Annotated in this window: 23 protein-coding genes; 7 read left to right on the forward strand and 16 right to left on the reverse strand. The window is 62.1% G+C overall.

Going from position 1 to position 23,969, the window contains the following annotated elements:
- Positions 1 to 146: 146 nt before the first annotated feature.
- A complete protein-coding gene (locus AB4Z38_RS16960) occupies positions 147 to 587 on the reverse strand; it encodes a hypothetical protein (RefSeq protein WP_441430786.1) in 441 nt (146 codons plus the stop codon).
- Positions 588 to 747: 160 nt separating this feature from the next.
- On the opposite strand from AB4Z38_RS16960, the gene AB4Z38_RS16965 reads away from it, so the two are divergent.
- Positions 748 to 1,323 carry a hypothetical protein gene (locus tag AB4Z38_RS16965; protein ID WP_441430787.1) on the forward strand — a complete coding sequence of 192 codons (576 nt, stop codon included), beginning with the start codon at positions 748 to 750 and terminating at the stop codon, positions 1,321 to 1,323.
- A complete protein-coding gene (locus AB4Z38_RS16970) occupies positions 1,323 to 2,696 on the forward strand; it encodes a hypothetical protein (protein ID WP_441430788.1) in 1,374 nt (457 codons plus the stop codon). The genes AB4Z38_RS16965 and AB4Z38_RS16970 overlap by 1 nt, the downstream gene beginning before the upstream one ends.
- Positions 2,697 to 2,872: 176 nt before the next feature.
- Here AB4Z38_RS16970 and AB4Z38_RS16975 read toward each other — a convergent pair whose 3' ends face one another.
- The 15 genes from AB4Z38_RS16975 to AB4Z38_RS17045 form a co-directional block, all read right to left on the reverse strand.
- Positions 2,873 to 3,664: a hypothetical protein gene (locus AB4Z38_RS16975; RefSeq protein ID WP_441430789.1), complete on the reverse strand. Its 792-nt coding sequence runs from the start codon at positions 3,662 to 3,664 to the stop codon at positions 2,873 to 2,875.
- Positions 3,665 to 4,107: 443 nt separating this feature from the next.
- On the reverse strand, positions 4,108 to 4,350 hold the full coding sequence (locus AB4Z38_RS16980; RefSeq protein WP_441430790.1) for a hypothetical protein: 243 nt from the start codon (positions 4,348 to 4,350) through the stop codon (positions 4,108 to 4,110).
- 203 nt (positions 4,351 to 4,553) lie between these two features.
- Positions 4,554 to 5,639: a PDDEXK nuclease domain-containing protein gene (locus tag AB4Z38_RS16985; protein ID WP_441430791.1), complete on the reverse strand. Its 1,086-nt coding sequence runs from the start codon at positions 5,637 to 5,639 to the stop codon at positions 4,554 to 4,556.
- Between the two features lie 320 nt (positions 5,640 to 5,959).
- On the reverse strand, positions 5,960 to 6,985 hold the full coding sequence (locus tag AB4Z38_RS16990) for a M48 family metalloprotease (RefSeq protein WP_441430792.1): 1,026 nt from the start codon (positions 6,983 to 6,985) through the stop codon (positions 5,960 to 5,962).
- Between the two features lie 85 nt (positions 6,986 to 7,070).
- On the reverse strand, positions 7,071 to 7,781 hold the full coding sequence (locus AB4Z38_RS16995; protein WP_441430793.1) for a hypothetical protein: 711 nt from the start codon (positions 7,779 to 7,781) through the stop codon (positions 7,071 to 7,073).
- Positions 7,778 to 9,469: a type IV secretory system conjugative DNA transfer family protein gene (locus tag AB4Z38_RS17000; protein WP_441430794.1), complete on the reverse strand. Its 1,692-nt coding sequence runs from the start codon at positions 9,467 to 9,469 to the stop codon at positions 7,778 to 7,780. The genes AB4Z38_RS16995 and AB4Z38_RS17000 overlap by 4 nt, the downstream gene beginning before the upstream one ends.
- A complete protein-coding gene (locus AB4Z38_RS17005; RefSeq protein ID WP_441430795.1) occupies positions 9,466 to 11,148 on the reverse strand; it encodes an ATP/GTP-binding protein in 1,683 nt (560 codons plus the stop codon). The genes AB4Z38_RS17000 and AB4Z38_RS17005 overlap by 4 nt, the downstream gene beginning before the upstream one ends.
- The gene (locus AB4Z38_RS17010; RefSeq protein WP_441430796.1) at positions 11,145 to 12,710 is read right to left on the reverse strand and encodes a hypothetical protein; all 1,566 of its coding nucleotides are present in this window, start codon (positions 12,708 to 12,710) and stop codon (positions 11,145 to 11,147) included. Before AB4Z38_RS17010 ends, AB4Z38_RS17005 begins: the two co-directional genes overlap by 4 nt.
- Positions 12,711 to 12,755: 45 nt before the next feature.
- Entirely contained in the window at positions 12,756 to 14,552 is a 1,797-nt protein-coding gene (locus tag AB4Z38_RS17015) for a hypothetical protein (protein WP_441430797.1), read from the reverse strand.
- A complete protein-coding gene (locus AB4Z38_RS17020; protein ID WP_441430798.1) occupies positions 14,539 to 15,321 on the reverse strand; it encodes a hypothetical protein in 783 nt (260 codons plus the stop codon). The genes AB4Z38_RS17015 and AB4Z38_RS17020 overlap by 14 nt, the downstream gene beginning before the upstream one ends.
- A gap of 3 nt (positions 15,322 to 15,324) precedes the next feature.
- Positions 15,325 to 15,669 (reverse strand): hypothetical protein, encoded by a 345-nt coding sequence (locus tag AB4Z38_RS17025; RefSeq protein WP_284762029.1) that lies wholly within the window; start codon positions 15,667 to 15,669, stop codon positions 15,325 to 15,327.
- A gap of 11 nt (positions 15,670 to 15,680) precedes the next feature.
- The gene (locus tag AB4Z38_RS17030; RefSeq protein ID WP_441430799.1) at positions 15,681 to 16,871 is read right to left on the reverse strand and encodes a MinD/ParA family ATP-binding protein; all 1,191 of its coding nucleotides are present in this window, start codon (positions 16,869 to 16,871) and stop codon (positions 15,681 to 15,683) included.
- Positions 16,872 to 16,920: 49 nt separating this feature from the next.
- Positions 16,921 to 17,436, reverse strand: a complete 516-nt coding sequence (locus AB4Z38_RS17035) for a hypothetical protein (RefSeq protein WP_441430800.1) — start codon at positions 17,434 to 17,436, stop codon at positions 16,921 to 16,923.
- 5 nt (positions 17,437 to 17,441) lie between these two features.
- Entirely contained in the window at positions 17,442 to 18,524 is a 1,083-nt protein-coding gene (locus AB4Z38_RS17040) for a CHAP domain-containing protein (protein WP_441430801.1), read from the reverse strand.
- On the reverse strand, positions 18,517 to 18,942 hold the full coding sequence (locus tag AB4Z38_RS17045; RefSeq protein WP_441430802.1) for a hypothetical protein: 426 nt from the start codon (positions 18,940 to 18,942) through the stop codon (positions 18,517 to 18,519). The genes AB4Z38_RS17040 and AB4Z38_RS17045 overlap by 8 nt, the downstream gene beginning before the upstream one ends.
- Before the next feature lie 378 nt (positions 18,943 to 19,320).
- Here AB4Z38_RS17045 and AB4Z38_RS17050 point away from each other — a divergent pair, with 378 nt between their 5' ends.
- The 5 genes from AB4Z38_RS17050 to AB4Z38_RS17070 all read left to right on the forward strand — a co-directional run bounded on the left by AB4Z38_RS17050 (position 19,321) and on the right by AB4Z38_RS17070 (position 23,799).
- A complete protein-coding gene (locus tag AB4Z38_RS17050) occupies positions 19,321 to 19,656 on the forward strand; it encodes a winged helix-turn-helix domain-containing protein (RefSeq protein ID WP_306874182.1) in 336 nt (111 codons plus the stop codon).
- A gap of 164 nt (positions 19,657 to 19,820) precedes the next feature.
- Complete coding sequence (locus AB4Z38_RS17055; RefSeq protein WP_441430803.1) at positions 19,821 to 20,552, forward strand: hypothetical protein; 732 nt, start codon at positions 19,821 to 19,823, stop codon at positions 20,550 to 20,552.
- The gene (locus tag AB4Z38_RS17060; protein ID WP_441430804.1) at positions 20,552 to 21,286 is read left to right on the forward strand and encodes a hypothetical protein; all 735 of its coding nucleotides are present in this window, start codon (positions 20,552 to 20,554) and stop codon (positions 21,284 to 21,286) included. The genes AB4Z38_RS17055 and AB4Z38_RS17060 overlap by 1 nt, the downstream gene beginning before the upstream one ends.
- Before the next feature lie 235 nt (positions 21,287 to 21,521).
- Complete coding sequence (locus AB4Z38_RS17065; RefSeq protein ID WP_441430805.1) at positions 21,522 to 21,755, forward strand: hypothetical protein; 234 nt, start codon at positions 21,522 to 21,524, stop codon at positions 21,753 to 21,755.
- 220 nt (positions 21,756 to 21,975) lie between these two features.
- Positions 21,976 to 23,799: a MarR family transcriptional regulator gene (locus AB4Z38_RS17070; protein ID WP_441430806.1), complete on the forward strand. Its 1,824-nt coding sequence runs from the start codon at positions 21,976 to 21,978 to the stop codon at positions 23,797 to 23,799.
- The last annotated feature ends 170 nt before the right edge of the window (positions 23,800 to 23,969 follow it).

Raw genomic sequence — 23,969 nt, forward strand, 5'->3', positions numbered from 1 at the left:
TGGACTCCGTACGGTTACTTCAGGTTCTTGCTCGGCAGGAGCCAACAGATCCCATGTGACCCTTAGGATGCCGGTGCCCCTACCGAAGATTTGATTGGCAAACTGCCCTCAAATCATCCGCCGTCTGGTGCATCGGTTCCGGCCGGCTACGACGCCTCACGACCTTCATGTTCTTTGTAGAAGGTCACCCAAGAACTATCGCGCAGCTGCTCTTGGAGGTCGTAGCGGTCTATTCCTTTACCAGCCATCAACTTGGCGGCAACCATGCTGGCACTGCCGAAATCGCTCGTGAAGTGTTCGTACTCCTCTTCGAAATCCAAGCTCGTGACCTTGTAATTGCGTACTGGATCTGGATCGTTGGAGTTGTGGACGACCTCAGCAGCTTGGGCGGCATCGGCTGCGTCTCTTGCTGCTTCAACAATGGCGAGATCATTTTGGGACCCGGATGCAATCACCCCATTGACGAAAGCCTCTTCTCCGCCTGGGATCAGGGCATAAAGCTCTTGGCGCCTCTTCTCCGACTCAGCTGCCAGGCGCTTCGAAATCTGGGTGTGTTGCTGAAGTTCTTCTGATGCTCTCAAGTTCATTCGGACATCGTACCTATTAACCACCACGCTCAACTTCTGTTGCACGTCGTTAGCTGGAAAGAACCCAACACGTTCTGATACGAGGACCGTGACCTTTGCAGGTTCTCCAACACGGCGGTGTCCCCGGCCCCGGGGGCCTCCTCGCCTCTATGCTGATTCAATGGCGGCAGAGGAAACCCAAGAAAAGGGTAGACGTGGGGTAGCTACGGTCAAACGATGGTTAGAGTCAACCACTTTTATCGAACTCCCATGGAATGCATATGAGAGAACAGCGATGTGCACGGTACCGCTGCTGGACGGAAAAAAGGTCTTTGACCTGGCAGGGCAGTTTCTCGGGAGTCAGAGCAGGCCAGTTGTTGTGGAAAATAAGAGCTACAGCTCCGATGGCGGTCAGTACACGCAGTACCAAGAGTTTCTTGCCACGGCCTATAGCGCTACAGCACGAGCTCTCCGAGATGTCGGGGATACAGGTCACGAGTTCATCTGGGTCACTTCTCACCCGTTTAAGCTCCCTAAGTGGTCAGTCCTTGACTCTCCTCAAGAGGTCCACGAAGCTCTTGCCGCCTTTCCCAAATGTCTGGGTGAGGGGCACGTTGTCGACTCAGAGCTTGTACGCACGGTTGCCTCGCGGGTCTGGGTCTTGGTTATGAATTCGAAACAAGAATCAATCTCGTTGACAGCCAAGGAACTGCAACAGGTCTTCACTGTTCTTCCACGAAAAGAAAGCACTCTGTGATGAGTTTCCTGACCAAATTGCATGTGGCAACCGATACCCATGACCCTGAGGCTTACATCGACCGCGTAAAGAATACGGTGCGTGATGAGTTGAGGGAGTTGGACGGTACGGCTCAGGTCGTTGATACCCACTACTTCAACCACAGCGCAATCCCGGACTTCATACTGACTTGGCCGAAGATCAAGTATCAGAGGGCGCTATACCTGCGAGACTCCTACGAATCGGTTATGGCTGCCCAGGACGTGAAGTCACTAGACTCCGCGGCCCCTATCCTCTTGTCCCTCAGTGACCTGAAGTCACCACAGGAGCGACCACGGGATCAGGTTGGTGAAAAGTCTCTGATTACCGACCCAAGCGCCGTCGATCTCATCGCCGAAACGTCACACTCAGGTTCGTCACCCATGGCCGCACTAGTCCGGGCGAATTTTGCTCGAGGTGCACGTGGTGTGGTTGACGCTCCGAGAGCCTCTCGGCTTGTCGAGCTTAGTGACAGTCCCGCCGCGGTCCAGTCAGCCAACTCGCCGTTGCCCGACTTCGTCCGAGACAATTTCCTAGAAGATACAGCCCGAGAAATGACTCGAACCGCTCAGCTGATGGAATTGGCTCTGGGTCATGAATTGTCAGATGCACAAGAAGCCCCATTTGGCCCGCTCTCAGCGGCGGAAGTCCGTCACCTCGTCCCATGGATTCTGCGGAACGCACGTATACCAAACTCGGATCCCCTGTGGAAAAAACTGGGAACAATGATGACTTTCGCTGACCTTGATGCAATAAAGAAGGACTTGGCCGGCATCAATCTTGATCCGCTGATCCGAGCCAACTCCGACGCTTGGCGGGCAAAGCGTGCTTACGTCGGGTTGGCCAGCTGGGACCATGACAACCCGGAGGCGGTCGCAAATTCCCATTGGGCCGTCGTCGGCTCCAGTATTGGGAGAAACGTGAAGGAAGAACGTCTCCATCTAGCTGACAGCGCAAGAACCCTCCGTGGCCGTTCAGCTCAATCGTCTGTGCTCTGGACCGATCTGGCAGAACCAGCTCGGGACTTTCGCTTGTCGAGGGTTGAACTACGAGGTGTCACCCGTTCGGTCGCCATAAATGCGGAGGAAAGCTCAGACGTACGGGAAGACGTTGAACGAGTGTCGGAATCATTTGACGAAAGATTCTTCGTCTCTGAGGTGGGAATCAGGTTTCCGTCCGAGGCAGAGGGCGAGGAGGTGGAAGCTCAGGTGCTTCTGGGTGACAGCTTGGTCGTGTCCGACGTTGGGGTAGCGCTCTCGGACTTGGCGGGCGTTGCGCTGCGGCTCATCTCGAGAAACGGGATAAACGCGAAACAGGTTCAGGACTTCATCGGAGCCCCTGAACAACACAAGTAGTCAGATAGTGCAAGGCTGCGCTGCCAGATGGCACGTGCAAAGAGAGATGACTGGGCGCCCCCGCTACAGGTCGGCCGTTGCGTCACTGTGAGCGGTCGTTAAGGACCCGCGCTCAGCGCCATCTGTTTCGGAGCCGGAACGGGACGCCGCGCGTCTGACCTCGATCCCAGCCTCGGCTAGACCCTAAACGGGATCTCGGAAACAAGCACTTCGACGCCGTGGTAACCGCAGGATGCCAGCTGCACCTCGAGACTCTGCTTAGCGTGGGCCCGATCTCCTGCAGGAAGAGGTGATATACGAATCTTCTCAATAGGGAGTACGTGTGGCTCCGGGACGACTGGAGAATCTACTGTCTTCGCTGCCCCAGTTAACACTATGTAAGGCACCTTGCCTCCGCGCCCCGGACGCAGACGAAGCAGCGGGAGATTAGCGACAGCCATGATGCGGACCTCCCGCTCGTCTTCGAACCCATGATGCTTTATTCGATCGCGCATCTCCTCCGTCACGTCTAAGGCCCCATCAAAGACCTCCCCGGCGTCGGACTCCCCGTTGTTTCCCAACCAGTGCAGGTACCGAACAGCCGTTGTGGCTAGTTGAGAAGATGCCGCTTGCGAATAGACGACAGGAAACCATCGAGAGACCTTCGGCTCAATGGTCCAGCCTCTCTCGTCTACATCGTCTGGCCAAACTTTAGGATGTGCCGCGTTGGGGTGAAGAATCCGCAGAGCTTTGGATGCATTCAGTCCAATGGCATACGACTGCGTCTCGATACCTGCGTACCCTCTCCACATTGTGAGAGCGTCGCCCTCTCGCGAGGCGCTGAGAAGGAACCGCCGAGGTTCCTGCTCGGCCCAGATACCATTGGCGCCCAGGCCATAGGGAAGCCTGATCTTCTTTCTTTCTCTCTCCGAGGCAAAAGCGGCTAAGAGGTACTTGTCCGCCAGTTCTCGTTCTTCGCGGTCATTCATTGACAACGTGGTGCTGGCCCAAAGCTCGTGCCTACTTAAGATGTTGTCGAGAGCAATCTGGTTTGTGTAATGCCAAACCAAACCGTCTGCGAAAGTCCACCCACCGCCGAGAGCTGGTGGCCATGTGCTATCCCCGCCCGTTGCACTGTCCATGTCAAAAATCTAACTTTCCCTAACGACGATCATGGTCAGCGGCGCGCTGGCATCAACGAACCAGGCAAGGATGCCGGGTCGGTTTGTGCCGGCCACATCCTGGTGGCAACTGACATCCTTCCCTCCAAGCATCACCCTCAAGCGGGTAGCGGTAGAGGCCAGCGGTCGGCCTGACCCCTATCCCGGCAGAAGCGCTCCCGCGCCGGCTGCCACAGCCTCATGCCGGATCATGAGCCTGAAAAGCGATTTCTACATAGGAGGCTGTACGCTTGCCGCGGGCTAGCTAACGGCTAGTCCTCGTCATCACCAGCGGCTATGGCCATGGCCACTTGCTCTAGTGCTTCTTCTTTCGAGACACCCGCGAGTTCACCGATCATAGAGACCATGGCCTCGCTGACGCGCCCTAAGGCGGCCACGGCTTCAGCACAACCGCCAGGCAGCTCATTTGTGATTACCATAAATGCCTCCCGGTCGTCACGAACGAAGCTGGTCAGGATAGCAACGCCGGCGCTTGTCCTTGGATCGTTAGTCAAAGTAATGCTCCTTCTTTAGGCTGTGTTGAAGTTCGGATCACAGCTGTAGGTCGTAAATCTTCGGTTACCAACCCTTCGACAGGCAATCCATTAGGAATGAACTCGGCTCGCCAGATCCCCGGCAACGAGCCAACCATTGCGAACCTCGGGCTGTCGGCGCTCGAACCAAGGACTCATGGCCAGAGCCTTCCACCAACTACTGCTCAAGGCAAGGAATTGCTTCCCTTGACGTCCTCCGGATCGGCATCCGTACGCGTATCTGGTTCCGCCCATTCCAGGGCGGCCACGAGGTGCCCTTCGTCAGGCAACGCCCGCTGCTCGGCAGCCGGGAGTTTGTCGTAGGTGTAGGCCGCGACTGCCATAGGTGAACCCGATCGTCCCAAGCTGTAGCGGACGCTTCGGTCGTTCTTGGTGCCGCAGATCAGGATGCCGACGGTTTCATTGTGGTATTCCCGGCGGAGCACGTCATCGACGAGGGCCACGTAGAAATTGAGTTTGCCGGCATGCTCCGGCTGAAACCGGCCTGTCTTAAGTTCTATGACAACGTACCGAAGCTGTTCTATGTGGAAGAACAGCAAGTCGACATAGTAGTCGTCACCGTCGACGTCGAAATGTACCTGCCGGCCGACGAAGGAAAAGCCTGGCCCGAGCTCCCGCAGGGTTTCGGTGATTCGGCTGGTCAGAGCATTTTCGAGATCTCGTTCGGCGACTTCACCGGACAGACCCAGAAACTCGAAGTTGTAGGGGTCCTTTGCCATTTGCTGTGCCAGTTCGGAATCCGGTGTGGCGAGCTGGCTGGTGAAGTTCGATGGTGCCGCACCGTTGCGTTCCATCGAACGGCTCATCATCATATTCAGCAGTACGTTCCGGGACCAGCCGTACTGGACGGCGGCGCCGGCGTACCAGTCGCGCTCCTCGGCCGTTCCGGACTTGTCCAAAATCGTCCTGATGTGGCCCCACGGCAAATGTGCCACAAGCTGTGGCACATTTGATCCTTCGCCCCAGGCTCGAACCATCGAGGTCATGTATTGCAGGTTGCGCGCGGAGAGCCCTTTCATGTCCGGAAAGGCCAGACGCAGGTCTGCGGCGAGCCGAGTAATGACCCCGCTCCCCCACCCATGCTGGTCCTGGCGGGCCAGGATGTCCTTTCCGAGTGACCAGTAGAGTTCAATGACCAGCGTGTTGACGGTCCGCTGCGCTTGGACCCTGGCGCCACGGACACGGCTCTTTAGCGAATCCAACAGCTCTGCGTAGTCTGCCGGTAGGTCAATCTCTGAAGAGAAATTCATGACTCCACCCTATCGATCTCGAATTGTGCCACAGCTTGTGGCGCAATTGAGGGTGGAGTCTCAATTGCCAGTAGGTTGACCCCAATGCCGCCCATCCCGAGGCCGGCAGCGCCAAGCTCAACAGCGCAGGCCTTGCAGCATCTTCACGCATCCTCATCGGCAGATCCACTACCGTCTAGGCGTCCTGAATCACATCCAAACGGCTGATTTGGAGATTACATCAACCTAAAAAGGCTGATGTTCGTGCTCGGAAGTGGTTACGGTTGTCTCATTCAGTGTTGGTTTGGGTGTCTATCTGGCCGGGGGGAGATTTTCGGTGGTCACGGTGGGTCAGCCACGCGGGTGTCGGGGCAGTGCTCCAGGGTGCGGGCGACTCGCTTTTCGATCTTCCGGATCCGGGCATGCAGTGGAGGGTGCGAGGCCAGGTACAGGGCGCGCAGGCCGCGGGGGCGGTGGTCGTCGAAGCCGAGGTACTGCCAGTCCTGGAAGACGTCGATCAACGCGGGACCATAGCCCAGCTGGACAGCGGTCCGGTCGGCCCGGTACTCGGCCTGGCGGTTCATCACCGGGGCCAGGATCCAGGCCAGGGCCAGGAGGACGACGGCGGGCCAGGACGTCTCCCACGCCCAGAAGATGCCGCGTCCGATGCTGATCAACGCGAACAGATACACGCTGCCGATGAAGAGGTACCCGACGAGGGCAACCAGGGCGTTGAGGTAGGAAATGAACCGCAGAATGGCCAGTGCGATGCGCAGCACCAGCCGGGCCAGGCGCCGAATCCAGTTCAGGGGCCGGCTGAACCACCAGGCCAACAGGCTCGGGTAGGTGTGTCCGTTCAGGTGGTGACCGAGCTCGTGGGCGAGGACCGCGCCCAGATGATCCCTGCTGTATCGCAACGCGCCCCGGGTGACCGAGACGATGCTTCCGCCCGCGGCGCTGGCGTTCAGATCGTCCGTGTCCTGGATCCAAAGCCGGAACTTTGCCCGGTCGCCGATTCCGGCCCGCCTCAGGACCTCATGCCAGGAGTACTCCATGTGGCGCAGCTCGGCGAGGACCGGCGGCCTGAACAGGAAGAAGGACTGGGCGAGAAAGGACTGCAGGAACGGCGCGAACCACACGAATCCGAGGAGGAACCACAGCGCAGCGGCCCCGAACGGCGCCCACTGCGTCCACGCCGGCTTGTTGGGGACGTATCCCAGGACCAGGGAGATCACCAGGACGACGATTCCCAGACCCACCAGAAGGGAGGGCACCATGGCCACCAGCTGCACCAGTACTGTCCAGTCGACGCCGCGGCGCCGGCGTTTCACCGCCGCCGGTGTTTCGGAGCTGTTGTTCATGTTCATCCGGGCCCCCAATAAGCCACGTGGTTTCGTAGTCCCGTCGTGACGGGCACCCTGGTACCCGGTGCCGACATTGCTTCTTCCGTGGTCAGCCGCCGAGGTGGTGTTCGTGATGGTTCCTTTGCTCTTCCTGTCCGAGGGTGTTGAGGAATTCGTCGAATCCGTTGTCGGTGGAGGGTGTCTGTTGGGGGCGGGGGTTTTTGTGGCCGTTGATGCAGTTCACCATTCCCCATTGCCTTTTGGTGATCCGGTCGAAGGTGGGCCAGAGGATCCGTTCGTGCCAGTACGCCGGGGCATCCAACGGAGTCGTGTGGCCGTAGTATGCGGCACGCCAGGCGACCCAGACGCCGGTGAGTTCTTCCACGACGGGCGCGTGCCGGTACCAGCAGCCGGGGATCCTTGAATCGACTGCGACGCCGTACCGGTCGTTGTACCAGTCCACCCATTCGCGCAGCTCGGTCAGGAGTTTCGCCGCGGCGGAACCGTTGAGGTGCTTCCAGTTCCACGGGGCCGGCTTGCCCTTGGGTGGGTTCGCCAGCAGGTCCGCCACGACCCCGGCGAGTTCGTTGACGTCCGTACGGAGAACGCCGATCCTCTCGTCGTGCTCCAGGAGCAGTTCTTCCGGGGACGGGAGCACCCCGTCAGCGTCGACGCCGGCCGGACCGTCCTCCACAGGACGCCGGTCCGGCGGGGTTCCCGGCCCTGAGCCCGGGACTTCGTCGTTAAAGGGCGGTGTCGTCTCGTCCGGTGCCGGTTCGTCATCAGGGACGGGAACGCCGTCGTACGGGTCCTGACTCACGCGCTGATCCTTCCGGTCATCCGCTCGACGGCTTTGCGGTCCTGGGCGATCTGCTCACCGTCCGGCCGGTCCCAGTACGGGATCAGGTCAACGACGGCGGGCCGGAGGTTGGAGTAATGCATGAACCCCTGGCCCCTGTCGAGCTGCTGGATCTGGTGGGCCAGGATCACCGGACGCTCTTCCTCGCTGATGGTCGTGGAGGTGCCCGTGCGGCCCCTGGACGTGGACGTACGGGTCTTCGTGGTGGGGCCGGCCGCTTTGGCAATGGATTCGAGCTCGTCGATTTCCTCCAGCCCGGGAAGGAACATCCGGATCGAGGAGGTCCCGCGGATGGCCTTGGCGCCTTCGACGCCCCAGCGCGCCCGGTTCTGTGCGAAGGACTGGCTGAAGCCGACGATCCGGATCCCGCGGCCGCCGGAGTCCGACAGCGCCGCTGCCATCTTCGGGAACGCGGCCACGTTCGGCGCTTCGTCCAGGACCATGGTGAACACCGGCCAGAGCCGGCCACCGGCACGGCCCTGGGAGATCTTCTGGGCCTTGCGGAAGATGTGGTCGGCGAACATGGTCACGAGCGGGGCCACCGGGGAGTCTTCCCCGTCGGTGATCAGATGCAGGGTGTTCGCGCCGGACAGGAACGTTTCCACGTCGAACCCTTCGCCCGGTTCCGGGGTGAGGAAGCGCAGCGCCTTGGGCGAAGACAACGGCTCCAGCAGCCCGGCCAGGGTTTCCTGGATCGAGTCCACGGTTTCCCCGGCCCGGGAAGAGGTCAGCGCCTGCAAACGGGCGGCGAACGCGGCCGGTGCTCCGTGCTCGCGCAGGATCTCCATCGGCTCAGGGTCGGAGAAGTTGTTGGACCAGCGCACGACGTCTTCGATGTCCCCGCCGTCCAATGCCGCAGCATGCAGGAAACGGCCGAGCACGGCCGCGGCCTTGCTGTTGAACCAGTCGCCGTTCTTCACCTCCCCCATGGGCTGCGCCCCGGCCCAGGCCTTGCCGCGGAACAGGGCTTCATCAGGATCCTGGGAGCCAGCCACCGGATCCCAGCTGATCGACTGAGGCCACCCGGAAATGTCCTGCAGGTCGAACACTTCGACGGTGCCCTGCTCCCGGCGGCGCAGCGCCGTGAGCTGGAGCAGGTCGATCTTCGTCGAGGTGGTCAGCACCGGACCGGGGGCATCCACGACGATGCCGACTGCCAGCCACAGGGTCTTGCCTGATCGCTGGGGCGCGTAGACCCACATCGAGTCTTCGTGCTGGACGTACAGGACTTCCCCGTCCAGCTTGCACAGGGCCACGATGATGTCTTCCTCGGAGGCGTCCTCGGGCAAGGTGAGAGCCTGCCGGGCCTGCTTCAGGGCTGCTTTGCGGCCCATCCGGTGCTCCAGGTCCTTGTACCGGGGAAGGCCGGTCTCTTCAGGCTTCGCGCCGAAGACTGTCATGGACAACCAGAGGGCCCCAAGGAACGCGGCCAGGAGAAGGACAACCAGGATCCAGGTGGACGCCGCCGGCCATTGGAAGCGGCCGGCCCTGATGGTTGTGCCCAGCTCCGCCGGGTTCCAGGAGATCGTGCCGGTGGGTGTGAAGAACTCCCCGAGCTCCAAGGCCAGAAACGCGCAGAGCAGCAGCACGGCGGCACTGCCGGCCAGGATCCTGATCAGAATCGTTTCGGACGAAACCGGCTTGCTCATGCGACGTTCTCCTCTTCCCGTTCGGTGAGTGCCTGGACGAGGTCCAGGGTGGCTCCGGACTTCATGGCCTTGTCCGTGTCGGTCAGGGCCACCTCGAGGGGGCTGCGCAGGTGAATGGCCACGAACGGATCCAAGGACCCGATCTTCATCAGGCACGTGGCCTTCTGCAGCTTGCCGATGTCGTCCGCGGACCCGGGCGGGAGGTTGAACAGCCTGGCACAGGCCACGGCGTCTTCGCGCTTGCCCTGCTTGTAGAGGAACACCGTTCCGCATTCCTTGAGCATCGCGATCGCCGGACTGTCCTGGGGAATGTCGGAGATGTGGTGGAACGCGAACTGGCAGGAGAGCGACAAGGCGCGGGAGAGCTTGGTGTTGCGGCGGGTGACTTTCGCGACCGAGCCCTGCACGGTGTGCCAGGCTTCCTCGATCAGCAGGGTGGTAGGTACCGGTGTCTTTTGCCGGTAGAGGGTGTTCGCCAGCCAGGTGTTGATGATCGTCATGACCAAGGGCAGGGCCGGGCCGTCTTCGGGCAGCAGGGACACGTCAAAGACCGTGAGCCCGCCACTGAGTTCGATGTCCGGGCTGGTCGGCCCGTCGATCAGCCCGGCCAGGTCATCCTCGATCATGCGTTCGAGCTCGAATGCCGGGTCAAGTCCCCACTCCTTGAGCTGCTCGACCGTCAGGTTCGCGTCCCCGGCCGCCGACGCATCGGGGGCGTAGAGGGCCGCCAGCACATCCCGGATGTCCGCGTCCCGTCCCGTTCCGCGGACGGAGGCCAGCGCCTGCCGGTGTGCCATGCGCACGGCCTTGCCCTCCTTGGGCGTCAGACGGCGTTCCAGGGCTTCCTCGGTGACGGCCCGCAGCAGCATCGACTGTCCGGCCGGGTTCTCGGCCGCCGTCCCGCTGTCGTGGTCCTCTTCATCCAGGCGGGCCGCGATCCGTGGATCCAGGATGTTGATCCGGGATCCGCCGCCGCCGATGCGGAACTTCACGGGCGTCACGCCCAGGGCCCTGGCCAGCGGCGTGTATTCACCGGCCCTGGTGTCCAGCTGGTACTTCTTGTCGATTACCACGATGCGCCGGCCCAGGATCAGCTGGCGCAGCACGCCCCAGGTCTTCATCGCCGAGGACTTTCCCTGCCCCAGATCGCCGATGTAGCAGACGTTGGGGGACTCCAGGGTTTCGCCGTAGGAGCTGAAGACGTCGTGGACGATCATCCATCCGGACCCGGCGTCCACCCCGAACAGCAACCCCCGGTGCGATGTCGGGGGCGAGGCGATGGCCATGTGCGCGAATTCCATCTGCCGGGTCGAGGACAGGATCCCCGGGGCGGCCGGATCGTAGTACCCGAGCGTGGAAGCGAACTTCCACCCCCGCTCATGGTGCCACCGGAGAGGATTGTTGGACGCGTCCAGCTCGGCCCGCTCCGTAGCGGCGGCCTCCTTCCGGGCGCGCTTCTTCGCCGCCTTGCCGCTCTGTGTCGTCTTGTCGTTCCGGGCCCGTTCCAGACCCTCGGCGGTCACGTGCGCGGCACGGTTCTGCCCGGACTGGGTTTCGGCCCGGGCGGCCGCGCGGATGCTGCGCCGGGACTTCCGGGCAACGGCCCACGGCAGCGGGAACCGCTTGACCGCGGTGGTGGTTCCCGCGTCCGGCCGGGGTGTGGTGTCGGTGGTGTTCATCGGATCCCCCTGGTGAAAGGCATGGTGGTGATCAGGGCCAGATCATTGCGTTGATCCAGCCAGTCGATCTGTTCGATCCCGGCATCCGCGGCCGTGGCCTCGATGATGTCGGCGGTGCCCAGGATCTCTTCTTCGTGCTCGACCGAGTAGGAGATGTACAGGCCGTAGGCGGCGCCGTGGTGCCCGGAGCCGGGTTTCAGGTCCAGCAGACGCTGGTGGGAGGCGTTGAGCAGGACCTCCTCGCTGCCGTCGGTCACGACACCGGATTTGGCGACCTGTTTGCCCCGGGCCCGGTCCATGGCCGCGTGTGAGCGCGCCTTTCCGCGGGCCGCGCGCGCATCCTGGAGTTCAATGACCACGGACACGCTGTGGACCACGGCCGGCTGGATTCCGCTGATCACGGCCTTCAAGGCCTGGACGGGGATCGCCTCGGGGCTGAACGCGGCGGCCGGGACATACCCGGTGCGGGTGTGCCAGGAACCGTTCACGATGACCGAATTGGGCGAGGACGTGCCGTCCAGGTGCTGCCAGCAGTCCATCAGGTCAGCACCGGTGGTGTCGTCAATGTCGAAGCCCGGGTCCTGCAGGTGACGCAGCAACGCGGCCATGTTTTCAGGCCCCAACGGCCGGAAGGCCTGAACGGAGCCCATCATCTCGGCCTGGGACATCGCCGAGCGGACTTCCTGGTAAATGGCCTTGCCGTATCCGAGATCGCCCGGGCCAAGGGCGCGGGCCTTGCGGGAGAGTTTCTCCGAGACCGGGATCCGGAACGTCTCGTAGCTGCGGTGCTGCTCAGCCCTGGACTGCACAAGATCGCACAACTCTCCATAGGAGTTCAACAAAACCTTCGGGACCCCGGCAGGGATGCGCCGGTGGATCCACAACAGGTGATCCGCGGAGTCCACCGGCACCGCCCGGGCAAGGGACTGGACATGGCTGATAAGGTGCTGCCGGCGTGCCAGACGGGAGAGCATCAGCCCGTGAGCGATGTGCCCGGCATCTTCGCGGTGTTCTTCGCGGATCCCCGAGCTCGTGCCCAGCGTCTCCAAGGTCACCGTGTAGTAGGGCTTCTTGATCTTGCCCTGGTGACGGAAAATCACCATCGGCCCCTCCGGAGAGTCGTACACGAAATGCCGGACGTTACCGACCATCAACGGGGCGTTGTTCCGGTGCCGGAGAGGTACCTCGATCATGCCGCGTTCGTCGGCCTCTTCCCGCCGGGACTTCGGGGCCTTCGCACGCCGGGTCTGCGGGCGGTCCTTCACCGGGGTGAAGTTCACGGTGCCCTTGCGCCGGCGATGCTTCCGGTGCCGGGCCTCCACGAACAACGCCCCCAGGGACCGGTCTCCGGAGAACTTGTTCGGCGTCGTCAACACGACACCGGTCAGCAGCACCGCTGCCGCGCCCAGCAGCGACAGGACCGAGATCGGCCCGGCCGAGAGCAACACCATGACCGTGAGGAGGACAGCGACTCCCAGGCCCGCCCATTCCGGAGGCGTCCGTTTGCCGCCGAACAATCCGCGGCCGCCGACCTCACCGCCGATAACCACCATCCGTGCCATGACCTACCCGCTTCCCGCTCGAAAAAGAGTCTTTCTTGGCCGCTGTCAGCGGCCGCTGATGTGGTCGGTATCCGGGACCATCGAGCCCGTGGACCGCTTCCCGCGCAGCCCCGCCTGGCGGGCCGTTTCCCGGCCTGCCAGCAGGAACGCCGCCGCCCCTCCGGCCGCGATCTTCCCGGACCCCCGGACCACAGCCCCGGCACCGGACCTCCGCCCCTGCCCGGCACCGTCCTGTCCGGCACCGTCCTGTCCGGAGCCGCTCCTGCCGGTCCTGGCATCGCGCTGCAGCTGGCCGAGGTTCCGGCCGTCCGCGCCAGGCTCTGTTCCCTGCCCAGAGCTGCCGGAGTTCCGGGAGGGGGTGGGCGGCGTCGAGGATCCCCTGTTGGTCCCGGGATCGGCGGAACGGTTGTGGGCGATCCGGCGGTTCCGGATTAGCGCATCAACCCCGGCACCTGCCCCGGCAACCATCGCCGCGCCGGCCACGGACTCACGACCGGCGCCCAGACCCGTCGCAGACGAAGGCAGCAGCGGAACGAACTTGAATAGCAGCGCCGGCGAGAAGGCCAGGAGTAGCATCGCTGATCCGGCCATGAAGACACTGGCCGCGTTGACCATGGCATCGTCGGTGCCGCCGCCCTGGAAGGCCGGGCGGGTGGAAATGAAGGTGAAGACCGCGCCCATCAGCAGCACCAGGACCGGTTTGGACAAGCCGATGGCAATCCACAAGGTGCCCGTCTTGGCCACCCGCTGCCGGTACTCGGGATGGATCATGAAGCCGATCATCACCGCGATACCGACACCCATCAGGTACAGGGCAAAGGGCTGCAGGAAGAACATCGCCAGCAGCCCCCACGCGCCCAGGAACAACAGTCCATAGACGACGACCGCGACCAAGGGACCGAACACGCCGTTGGACTGGTACGAAGCGAAGCGGGCAATGACCTCCATGAACGTGGCAATATGCCCTGCGGTCCAGCCGGTGAAAGCCTTGGTCAACCCGCTGATCCAGGAATTGAGCTGGTACCCGATCGCCGGCCCGAACAGCACCAGGATGATGGACAAGGGCCCGTACCAGAACAACGATTTCTGGGCTTCCTCAAGGTCCACGTCCTCGTTGGAGACGTCTTTCCAGAGCTTGAAGTACATCAGTGCCAGAACGACGATGCCGACGGCCGCGAACGCTGCCCAGGTATTGCGGAACTCGTCATCCATCGACAGTGCCGAGGTCTTCAGGAGGTTGTTCATCACCTCGTTCGTGGACTTCACCGCCTCGGCTTTGACCGTGTTCGCGAACTTCTCAAACCCGTCCTTCGCATTCGCGACGAAAGCGACAGTGTCCACCGCGCCCAGCACGAATTGGCCGCCCGGGGACTGCTGCAACGCCACCCGCGTCGCAGCACCCAACACCGGAGCGTACTGTTTCCACATCTCAGCGGCCGTGCATGTGAGGATTGCCGCCTGGGGGGCCTTGACTTGAGCCAAGCCGGCACAGAACGGCTTTCCGTCCTTCGTTTGGTCGAAGGCCATCGATTGCTCAGGTGTGGTTAGGAACGTTCCGTATGCGTCGGCGGACACCTTCTCGCAATCAGCCCCGGTCATGGACGCATTGAAAGCGAAAACACCACAAACCTGCTTGGCGAGTTGCTTGTTCATGTCGTCGCGGATCGTGTTGCGTTGCTCCGTTGGCAGACCAGCGAGTCGTTTGGCCTGGTCTGCGTTCAACGTCTGGCCCGCGGTGGGCTGGCCATCGTCGGCGTAGGCTGCCTGGGCACTCACCACCCCGAGACTCAGGAACACCACAAGGAACGACGCGATGGCCCTGATGCGGCTAGCGCGTAGCATTCGCATACTCAATCCACCCCTCACGACCCTTGCCCTGGAACAAAGCATTGAGATCCTTGGCCGTCAGAACCGGCAGGGTCTGGGAAAAACCCTCTAGCTGCATGGCAGGACCTGCGTCCTTAAGCCGGCCCCCCATCGTCGGATCCCCAGAGGGTTGGAAGGCGTTCGCAAACTTCCAGTCCCCGTCCCACGCCAACTCGACTTCCACTGTCGAGAACGCCGGCCGAGGAGCGGTGTTGACCTGCGCGGTCAGGCTCCCAGAAAACACCTGAATGAGGGCGCTATTTTTCGCCTCACACGATGCCAAACGGTAGAGTCCGCCGGCCTTCACATCGGAGCGGTCTATCCAGCCCCCGTCGAATCCACCCTCTTGCATCGCCTTGTTCATGGCATTCGAGTCGTTCAGTTGAAGTGTGAGATCTTTTTGCGGGCCGGGGAGGCTGACCTGCAGGAGGGCTTTCTTCTGGGTCTCCCAGGTCTTCGCATTGAAATCAGCCCGTAGGGGGAGGTAGTTGGCGGCTGCCTGGGCTGCGGACTCACAGGACCCGTCGTAACCGATGGGGGTTTTCCCGTCGGCGGCGGTCTTCGTCCCTCCCTGGCCGACTGCGAGCTGGGAGACCGGGAAGCCAAGCTTCCCGGACGGCCCAAGAGCGGACTGTGAGCCTCCCGGGTCCGGGGAGCCGGGGCGCAGGCTCATGACCAGCGCCGACGCGACAGCGGCGACGATGACAACGGCCACGGCGATCAGGACTTTCCAACGTGCGCGCATCGGCTATCCTCCGATCGCGCCGACGAGCGCCAGGATGAAGCCCAGGATCACGCCGGCCCCGGCCGTGCAGCCAAACGAGATCGCGGTCTTCTTGGCCCCGTCGGCCCCATCGGCAATGTCATCGGTGTGCCCGCGCTTGCGGGCGATGCCCCACTTGGCCAGGTTCCACAGGAACGCTCCGGCGACCAGGACCAAGGCAAGGCCCCAGATGCCGCCGATGATGAGGGAAGCGGCGTTTTTGAACTTCACGCCGAACACGTCGAAGTTCGGCTTCGTCCAATCCAGGGGGTTGTCTACGAAGGGCACCGCGGAGCGGATGATGATTTCGGATTTCAAGGCGGTGAACATGGGCTTCTTTCCTAGCGGGCGGTGGGGGCGGTAGCGGCATCGACGGCAAGGAGGCCGTTGGCGATCTCGGCGGAGGCCCGCTCGAACGCCCGCCGGGCCGGGTCGCCGACCAGTTGCCAGTCGATGATGGACCCTGTATCCAGGGCCGTGTCGTAGGGGATGTCAACAACGGTCCGGACCGCAGCGCCGAGTGCTTCGCGCAGCTTCTTCTGCTCCGCGGTGGCTTCCTTCCAGCCCGCGCCCTGGGTGACCAGAACGACGGCATTGGCCACCAGGTCCTTGTAACGGGGATTGCCGGTGTTGTCGGACATCGATTCCAGCTGCTCGATCATCCTCAGGGCCGAGACGACGGCGTTGCGTTTGAGGGTGGTCGGGATGACCAGCTGGTCCGTCACCTCGACGGCTGCCAGCCAGTTCGCCGAACGGGTGTTGTTGCCCGTGTCCACGATGATGGTGTCGTAGAACCTCGCCACCACCGTGTGGAGGCGGTTGAACTCTTCCACGCCGATGGACTTCATGCGGTCCGGGTCTTCGTCCGAGACCAGAACGTGGAAGCCGTTGTTGCCCTGGTGCCGGGTGTAGTAGCTCAGTTCGCCCTTGCGGGCCTGTACGGTCTCGAAGGACTCCAGCACCCGCAGTAAATCCCAGACCGTGCGGGTCGAGTCGTTGGAATTCGTCCTGACACCGGCCGTTCCCATGGTCTCGTTGTTGTCCCACACCAGAGTCTGCAGCGCGGAGTGGATCCCGAAGGTCGAGCCCAGGCCGATGCTGCACGTGGTCTTCCCGACACCGCCCAAGGGTTGGGCGACCATGATATTCATCGGGCGGGAGTAAATCCGCTGGATCGCGGCGATATCGGAACGGCGGGCTAGTTCCGCGGCTCCGACCTTCGGGCTGATCAATCCGAAGCTCATCGCCCGCAGGAATGCCTGCCAGCCGGTGGTGGGCGGCAATTGGTCATCGACGTTCTCCTTGCGCAGGATCGCCGCACTGCGCCGGCCGCGCACCAGCGGTTCGGTCTCGGACCGGTCAACCATCGTTGACGGGATTCCCTCAGCAGCGGGGGCTTGATCGGCCGAAGGCGCAACAACCTTCAGCGCCGGCTCCGGAACAGCAGCAGCGGCCTCGGTCTCGGTGTAGGGCTCGGTCAGATTAATGGGAGAACGGCTGGACCGCTCACTCCCCTGCCAGTTCGTGCTCATCGAATGGTTCCTTTCGTGGATGCGTGATGGTGGGTTGCCGGCGCCGTGCTCATTTGGGACCTTCCGGGACGATGAAACGGACGACCTTGAACGGGGCGTCCTTGCCGGTGCGGTGCAGCTGCACCGCGTAGGTCCCGGCTGGGGATCCGAACCGTGCCAGGGCGGCGTACCCGTTGCTTTCGTCGATCGAGAGATCCCCGGCGCCGAAGGTGCTGATCGGGATCAGCGACGGGTCAACATAGGCGTAGTCCTCCACCGCGGCCGGGGTGAACAGCGGCTTCAAATCGGCCAACCACTTCTCCTCCCCCACCGACGGGCGGGCGTACAGGGTCATGGCTTTGGTGGCCACGTCCAAAGCTGCGGTCTTGGACGACTGGTCCCAGGCAACCGAAGACGCAGCGGGGGCATCCGGGACGACCTGCGGGTGTTCGCCCACCGTCGGAGCGGATGAAGCCTGGGCCTGTCGGGTAGGTGTCGAGTCGCTGGCCGGTGCCGTGGAAGCGCACCCGGCCAAAACGACGGCCACGGCAACCGCGGCAGCGACCCTGTAGCTTGTGTGCAGCATGGTGATTACCTCTGATCTGCTTTGATCGGGATGTACAGGTAGGCGCTGGCGAAGCCAGCAGGAACCTCGATCGTGGAATACCGGTGGTCATTGGGCGGGGCCATGCCGTTGTACTGCTCGATGACGATCCGGTCCCCCATGACTGCTTTCACCACACCCACGTGCCCCATGGGCCCGGTGTAAAGATTCGGAGACTGGAAACCTGCATCGAACCAGGCAATCGCCCCGACGACGGGCGTCTTGCTCGTGGGCCAGCCCTGCCGGTCCCAGGCGGCCTTCCACGTCACCGCGTTCCCGGCCCCGATGGATCCCGGCGTGAACTTCGCACCCGGGCCCACCTGCTGCATCAGCCGATACCAGGCAAAGTCCACGCACTCCCGGAAATAGAACGAGGTCGCAGTGTTCAAGCTGCCGTCAGGGCAGGTGTAACCGGCTTCGATGATGCAGTGAGGATTACCCGCGTCCGGGTAGTCATCGCCCTCCCCCACCGTGCCGGCATTGCTCGTGCAGCCGGATGCCGGGACGGCGCCCCCGGCCCTTGCCGAATACACTTCGGTTGCCGGTCCCCAGAACGGGGCGTAGTGATACGGGTCCGCGTTGCGCTGGGTACGGTTCGCCGCGATTGTCGGAGGCAGCGACTCCCACCCAGAAACCCGTTGGAGTGCTTTGAAGAAATTCGTTGCACTGATCCTCGGGTCCATGCGGTCCGCATACGAACCCCACGAGCCGTTGGCCCGCTGCTGGAACAAACCCCGCGAATCAGGACCAGGGCCATCCCCGTAGTCCAGGATCTTCAAGGAGGACTCGCCCATCGCGGTCATCACCCCAATGGTCTGGCCCGTCGCGGACAGGCCCAGCGCTTTGCCGGCGGTGATGATCTTGTCCGCGTTCTCCAGCTGCACCCCGGAATAGCCGGCAATGTTCCCATCCGGCACCGGGGATCCCGTCACCCGTCCGGCTGCATCAACGAGCGGTGAGCAGGCACCGGCAGCAACAGGGGTATCGCTGTTGCCGTCATCGAGCACGACAACAACACCAACGACAAGAACCAGAACCGCTCCGAGCGCAGCACCAACAGCCTTAAGCATTGCCGGCCCGCTCCCTGGCAAGGGCACGCGTCACCAACACGGCAGCACTCCGTCGGGGCCAGGCATCAGCGAGCCATAACTGCCCGGCCGACTCGACCGTCAGGACCACATCAGTGCGGAGGTGGAACATGATCCCGGGGTGCTTGTCTTTGAAGACTTCCGACGCCGGGTGCAGGCTCAGGTGCCCGGCAGCCTCCAGTCCGTGGAGTATCCCCTCCACGGTGTCGACGTCGTCGAGGGCGCCGGCACGGCGGCCGACCTCGGCGGCGTGCCTCACTCCGGCGCAGCGGCCATCCACCAGCTCGCTGTCATCGACCATCCCCAACAGGACGGTCAGGACATTCCGTTGGTCTTCCGGGACGTCCAGGTCGTGGATCCACGCTACGAAAGACTCGCGCTCACGGGCGCGACGATCCATCAACGCGGCCGGCGCCGGCCACCTCACCCCAAAAGGCATAGAACCTGCCATTTCCATCACTCCCCCTCTCAAACCGGTCAACCTCAATGTTTCTCTGGGAAAAGTTCTCCCTTTCGTTGGACAGTCGATAATGATCCGCTCCAGCAGTACCGGCAGGCACGGACATAACTCCACCGTCTGGACCAGCCGTGGCCGATTGTCCTTCATTGCACCGCGGTTCGCTTGTCAACCGGATCCGCCATGACCGTGGTCGTCATGTGGTCAACCCCTCCCCCGCAACGGCGCCTACGATTTGACTGTAGACCAAAGATGATCATTTAGCGATACACTGAGCCCTCGGACTAAGGGTCGGCCCAGTTGATCGGGCAAGATAGACGCATGCCGCGCCTCATCCAGCCCAATCACCCGCAGGAGGTTGAGGCAGCCATTGAAGTTCTCGGAAACCGCGCCCACGCGGCCATCCTGCGCTACCTGCACCAGGCGGGACCGTCGACGACAGGAGAAATTCTTAGAGGAATAGTCCTGGACGGCGATAAGAAGCTCACGCGGCCGAGCCTCCAGCATCACCTGGAAGCACTCGAAAGCACCGGCGCCGTCACGGCGGACTGCCCTCCAGGCCAGCGCCACGGCAAGCGGGTGAAGTACGAAGCCAATATTGACGCCGTCGAGTTCGAGATGCTCCCGGCGTACGTCAATTACCTGCGAGGCAAATGAGTCTGCAAAGCTTCACTTTCTCATGTTGTTCGTGACAAGCTTGTCAAAGAGCAATAATTTCTTGACTCAAGATATCATTACATCAGGCAATTATGCTTTTGTCCCACGCTCGCCTGTGGTGAGCTCCACCACCTCAAACCCCAACACGCCCCGGAAGCAGATCGATGGCCCTTAGTGCACAGGAATTCAATGACTGGCTGCTGGCCCATCACCTGCCCAACGGGACCTCCGACCTGAGCAAGCTTCTTGGCCTGAACAGGGCAACGCTGAACAAACAAAGGCTTCGCGGGCGTGTGAGTGAAACCGTGGTGGTTGGAATAGCCAGGGCAGCCAAGATGAGCCCCGTGACCGCGTTGGCTGAGTTCGAGCAGTACCGCGGGATCGTATCCGGTATCCAGCCGCCGACGGATGCGGAGCTGCTTAGCCAGATGACCTACGTAGATGTCACGGTGGAGCTTCTCAAGCGGTCCAGTGCAGATATCGCCCGGCGGCTCGCAGGCTTTGAGATGAGCGACGTCCCGCACGATGACGCTGTGCGCGAATGGATAGACGCAGTGGACCCGGGCGATCTCCGGCGTCAGCTTGCGACCCGAGCCGGCCTCCAGCTCAGTAATCTCTCGGCCCTCCTGACGGATAACCGCCTACCTCCCGAGATTGCAGTGGCCGCAGCGAAACTGGCCGGTACCTCCCCGGTCAGCGGGCTCGTGGCCATCGGCCTCATCACGCCAGAGGAAGCAGGCTGGCCCCTTTACTGCCGAGAGAACTGTCTTGGCCAAATGAATGACCTGGCATTGATCGACGCCGCCGAGGCGAAACTGAAGCAGCTGCGACGCAAGACGAAGAAGAAAGTCGACGCCGAAGCTACTTTGCAGAGTTTTTGGGAGACATTGGGCTAATGGAAATACTTTTCTGGGTAGTACTTGCACTGGCAGCGGGGCTCAGCCTCACCCGGATACCCGGGCTGAGCCGCAGCCGGAACCAAGCGATCTTCCTGTGTGGCGTCGCTTTTTGTGCCTCGTTCGCCATCATGCTTCCACCCGTCTATGCGGTGATCGACAGCCTGTTCGTCCGAACCAATTTCACCGACCTGTTCGCGAAGCTCGGACTCTTCCTCGCGGTCAATATCCTCATCGCACAGGTTGCCAAGCCGCTCAAAGCTACAAGGGCCTTGCAGCTGACGGCAGGCATCCCTGGCCGGCTGATATTGGTGCTCGTGTACGGGCTGGACATGGTCCTCTTTGCTCTGACCACCACGGATAAGCCCTCCCCCGGGCTGGGAGCCTACATGGGGGATCCCGTGGTCTTCGGCTATAACGCGGTGACGGTCCTCTACATCGCGTTCCTCTGCAGCTGGCTCATCGGTCCGTTGTCCCACCAGGTGCGTAAGGCCGGTCATCCTCTCCAACGCTGGTCCTCCGGACTGGTCCTGGCGGGCTTCTCGTTGGCTATCCTGCGTGCCATCGTCCTTCTCGTTGGCTGGATCGTGCCGGGCCTGTACGAAGCCGGCCAGAGCATCAGCGCTTTGTCTGCCCTGTCCGTCGTGGCCGGCCTCGCGTGCGCGTGGTTTGCGCTGCGGAAGTACAGCGCCCCGACCATCCGGCAGAGTCATCTGCGGGAGGAATCGGCATGAAGACCAACATCGTGGGCGACCGCTCAGCCGGACAGAATTCCCGAACCGGACCCATTTTAGGGGGCGACACGCTGAGCCGTTTTCTGTAAACAAATCCCATGAAGCCCTAGCGAGCAGTGCTAGTTTCGATGCAGTCGATAGCTGTAAACAGAAACCTCACATCGATCGACTGCACGTGGCACCAACGATGAAGCAGTCACAACTATTAGTTGTGCGAGATTCAAAGGACCTGACAATGAGCGCAGTAATCAATCGTGGAGGCGGTCGGCCTAGCAAGGGCCTCCGCAAATACATTGGCTTCCGCACACCGGCCAAGACCGCGGAGGACGTTCAAATGATCGCCGCCGCAAAAGGCATGACTGTCACCGATTACGTTTCCTCTGCCGTCGACCGGTCGCTGCGCGAAGATTTGGCTTTGCTGGATCAGTTCACGCACCAAGATGAACTGCCGATCCGCATGGCCTCATAGAAACAAAGAAGGCCCGCACGTAGCGGGCCTTCGAAGCTGAAGATTCACGATCCGGAGCTTGCCGGCGTACAGATCGTAAATCGTATGGAAGACCTCGACAGGCCTTCATTTGTGTTACAAAACCGATCTTGCAGGATCGGCCCTTAGCCATTCCTTGGACAGGAACAAAATCATCGTACAACAGCACGCTCTCGTGCTGCCAGCAGCAAAGCACGCTGGCGTGTCTCGCGAGCCATCCCCCACTGATAGCGCTGCTCAGGCGTGGGCTGCCCTGACGCCTCTTCTCGCAGGCCAGCCCCGTATCCGGCTCTCCCGTGACGGCGGAAAAACCTACCCTCTTAAGCATGAGCGCGCTCTGACTGAGATCCTCCCCACACTTCCTGCTGCCGTCCGTATCTTCGGCAAGGACGGCACCTGTTCTGCAATCTTCCTGGACTTCGACTCATCCGTGGCCGGTATTGACTGGGTCGAAGCCGATGTGAGAGCCGTTCAGAACTGGCTGCACAACTGCGGGGCCCGATGGATTGAGGACTACTCCCCCAACGGTGGCAGGCACGTCTACATCCCGCTGGCGAAGCGCGTGACCTTCTCGGAAGCGCGTGACCTTGTTGAGGCTTTGGGCACACGTCACCGTAGCCTGGACAAATCCCCTCACCAGAACCTTTTGCACGGCTGTATGCGTACGCCAGGTTCCCCTCACAAGCGTGGTGGCTATCAAGAGCTCGCCATGAGCCTCAGTATGGCTTACGACGTTGCTCGCAGACCGAATGATGCCGGAGTGTGGGCAGCGATGAACGCGGACCTGGCAAGGGAAATTGCCGGCGTCCGCACCCTTCGGCTGGAGCAGCCTTTTACGCCGGCGCCAGGGGATGCCCCCAAGGGGCTGCACCTGACAGGCCGGATGTCGCGGACCATGCAGCAGATGGCCATGTCAGGTCTCTATGACGCTAACCGGTATGCATCAGACTCGGAGGCACGCCAGGCAATTGTCACAGCCGCCGCGGCCGCCGGAATGGAGCTGACGGACGTCGAGCGAAGGATCCTGCAAGGAGTCTGGCCCGGCCTGGCATCTTTCTACGCGCGGTATCCCGCGCGTCACCGGCTTCCAGCCATGAAACGCGACTGGACCAACGCCGTTGGCTACTTGCAGAAAAAACCAAGTTCAAAGGGGCTGAATGACAACGCACGTATATCCCCCACAAGCCAGCCAAATACACAGCGCCTGGGGCTGGTAGGAAACCTAATCTCGTCCGACCCGCAAGTCGAGCACCGTTTCATTCGAACCTGGAGGAGCGCACTGGCTCTAAGGGAACATAAGTACGCCGATTCCAGGACCGGACTGGCACGACGCATGGTTCTGAGGGCACTGGGAGAGGCGGCACACATGACAGCGTCCCGCTTTATTGAGTTCGGGGACAGATCGATCGCTGTGGCGGCGGGACTGGATCACACGACAGTGGGCTCGCACCTCAGAGCTCTTCGGTCTGAGGTGGATCCGTTGGTGACTCTCGTTGAGGCTGGGCGGGGCACCAAGGGAGACCTCTACATGCTGACTATTCCCGAGGACATACGTGCGGCAGCGGAAGATTTGTCCTGGCGGAAGGGCAAAATCCATGCCCTCCGACCGGTTTTTCGGGAACTCGGCTTGCCGGCCGCCTTCGTCTACGAGGCACTCGAGCGCTCCCCCGGGCTCACAACTGCGGAACTGGTACGACAAACGGGACTATCTCGCAGCGCTGTCAGCGAGAGCCTCGAAGTCCTCGCAGCCTGGAATATGGCGGCACGCGATGGCAGACGCGCCTGGTCGGTGGTACCAGCGACCTCACTGAAGGAACTTGCCGAGCGTTTCGGAGTCATGGAAGCCGTAGCGGAGCAGCTGCAAAGGTACCGCATCGAGCGGATCTTGTGGCGCGAATGGCTGTCGAAGAACGTCGACACAGCCGCCGAGTTGCTCTCCCCCGGCGAGGACTATCCATGGGAGGACTACGAAGGCCCACCGGACGAATGGGCCCTCGCGGACATGGCGTTCACCAGGGCTGGATGAGGCAGACCTGCTCCCCTACCCCGGAGTGCTCAGCATAGGCCCGGTGGTTTATCGGCCCGTTGCGGGTGGGCAGCGGTTCGGAACGTAGGTGCCAGCTTCTCGAGCTTCCGTTTTCATGCCATAACTAGCACCATAAGTACGGTGGGATGTCATGCCATAGATATGAATAC

It is taken from the genome of Arthrobacter sp. 2RAF6 (assembly GCF_052115205.1).
Classification (GTDB): Bacteria; Actinomycetota; Actinomycetes; order Actinomycetales; family Micrococcaceae; genus Arthrobacter.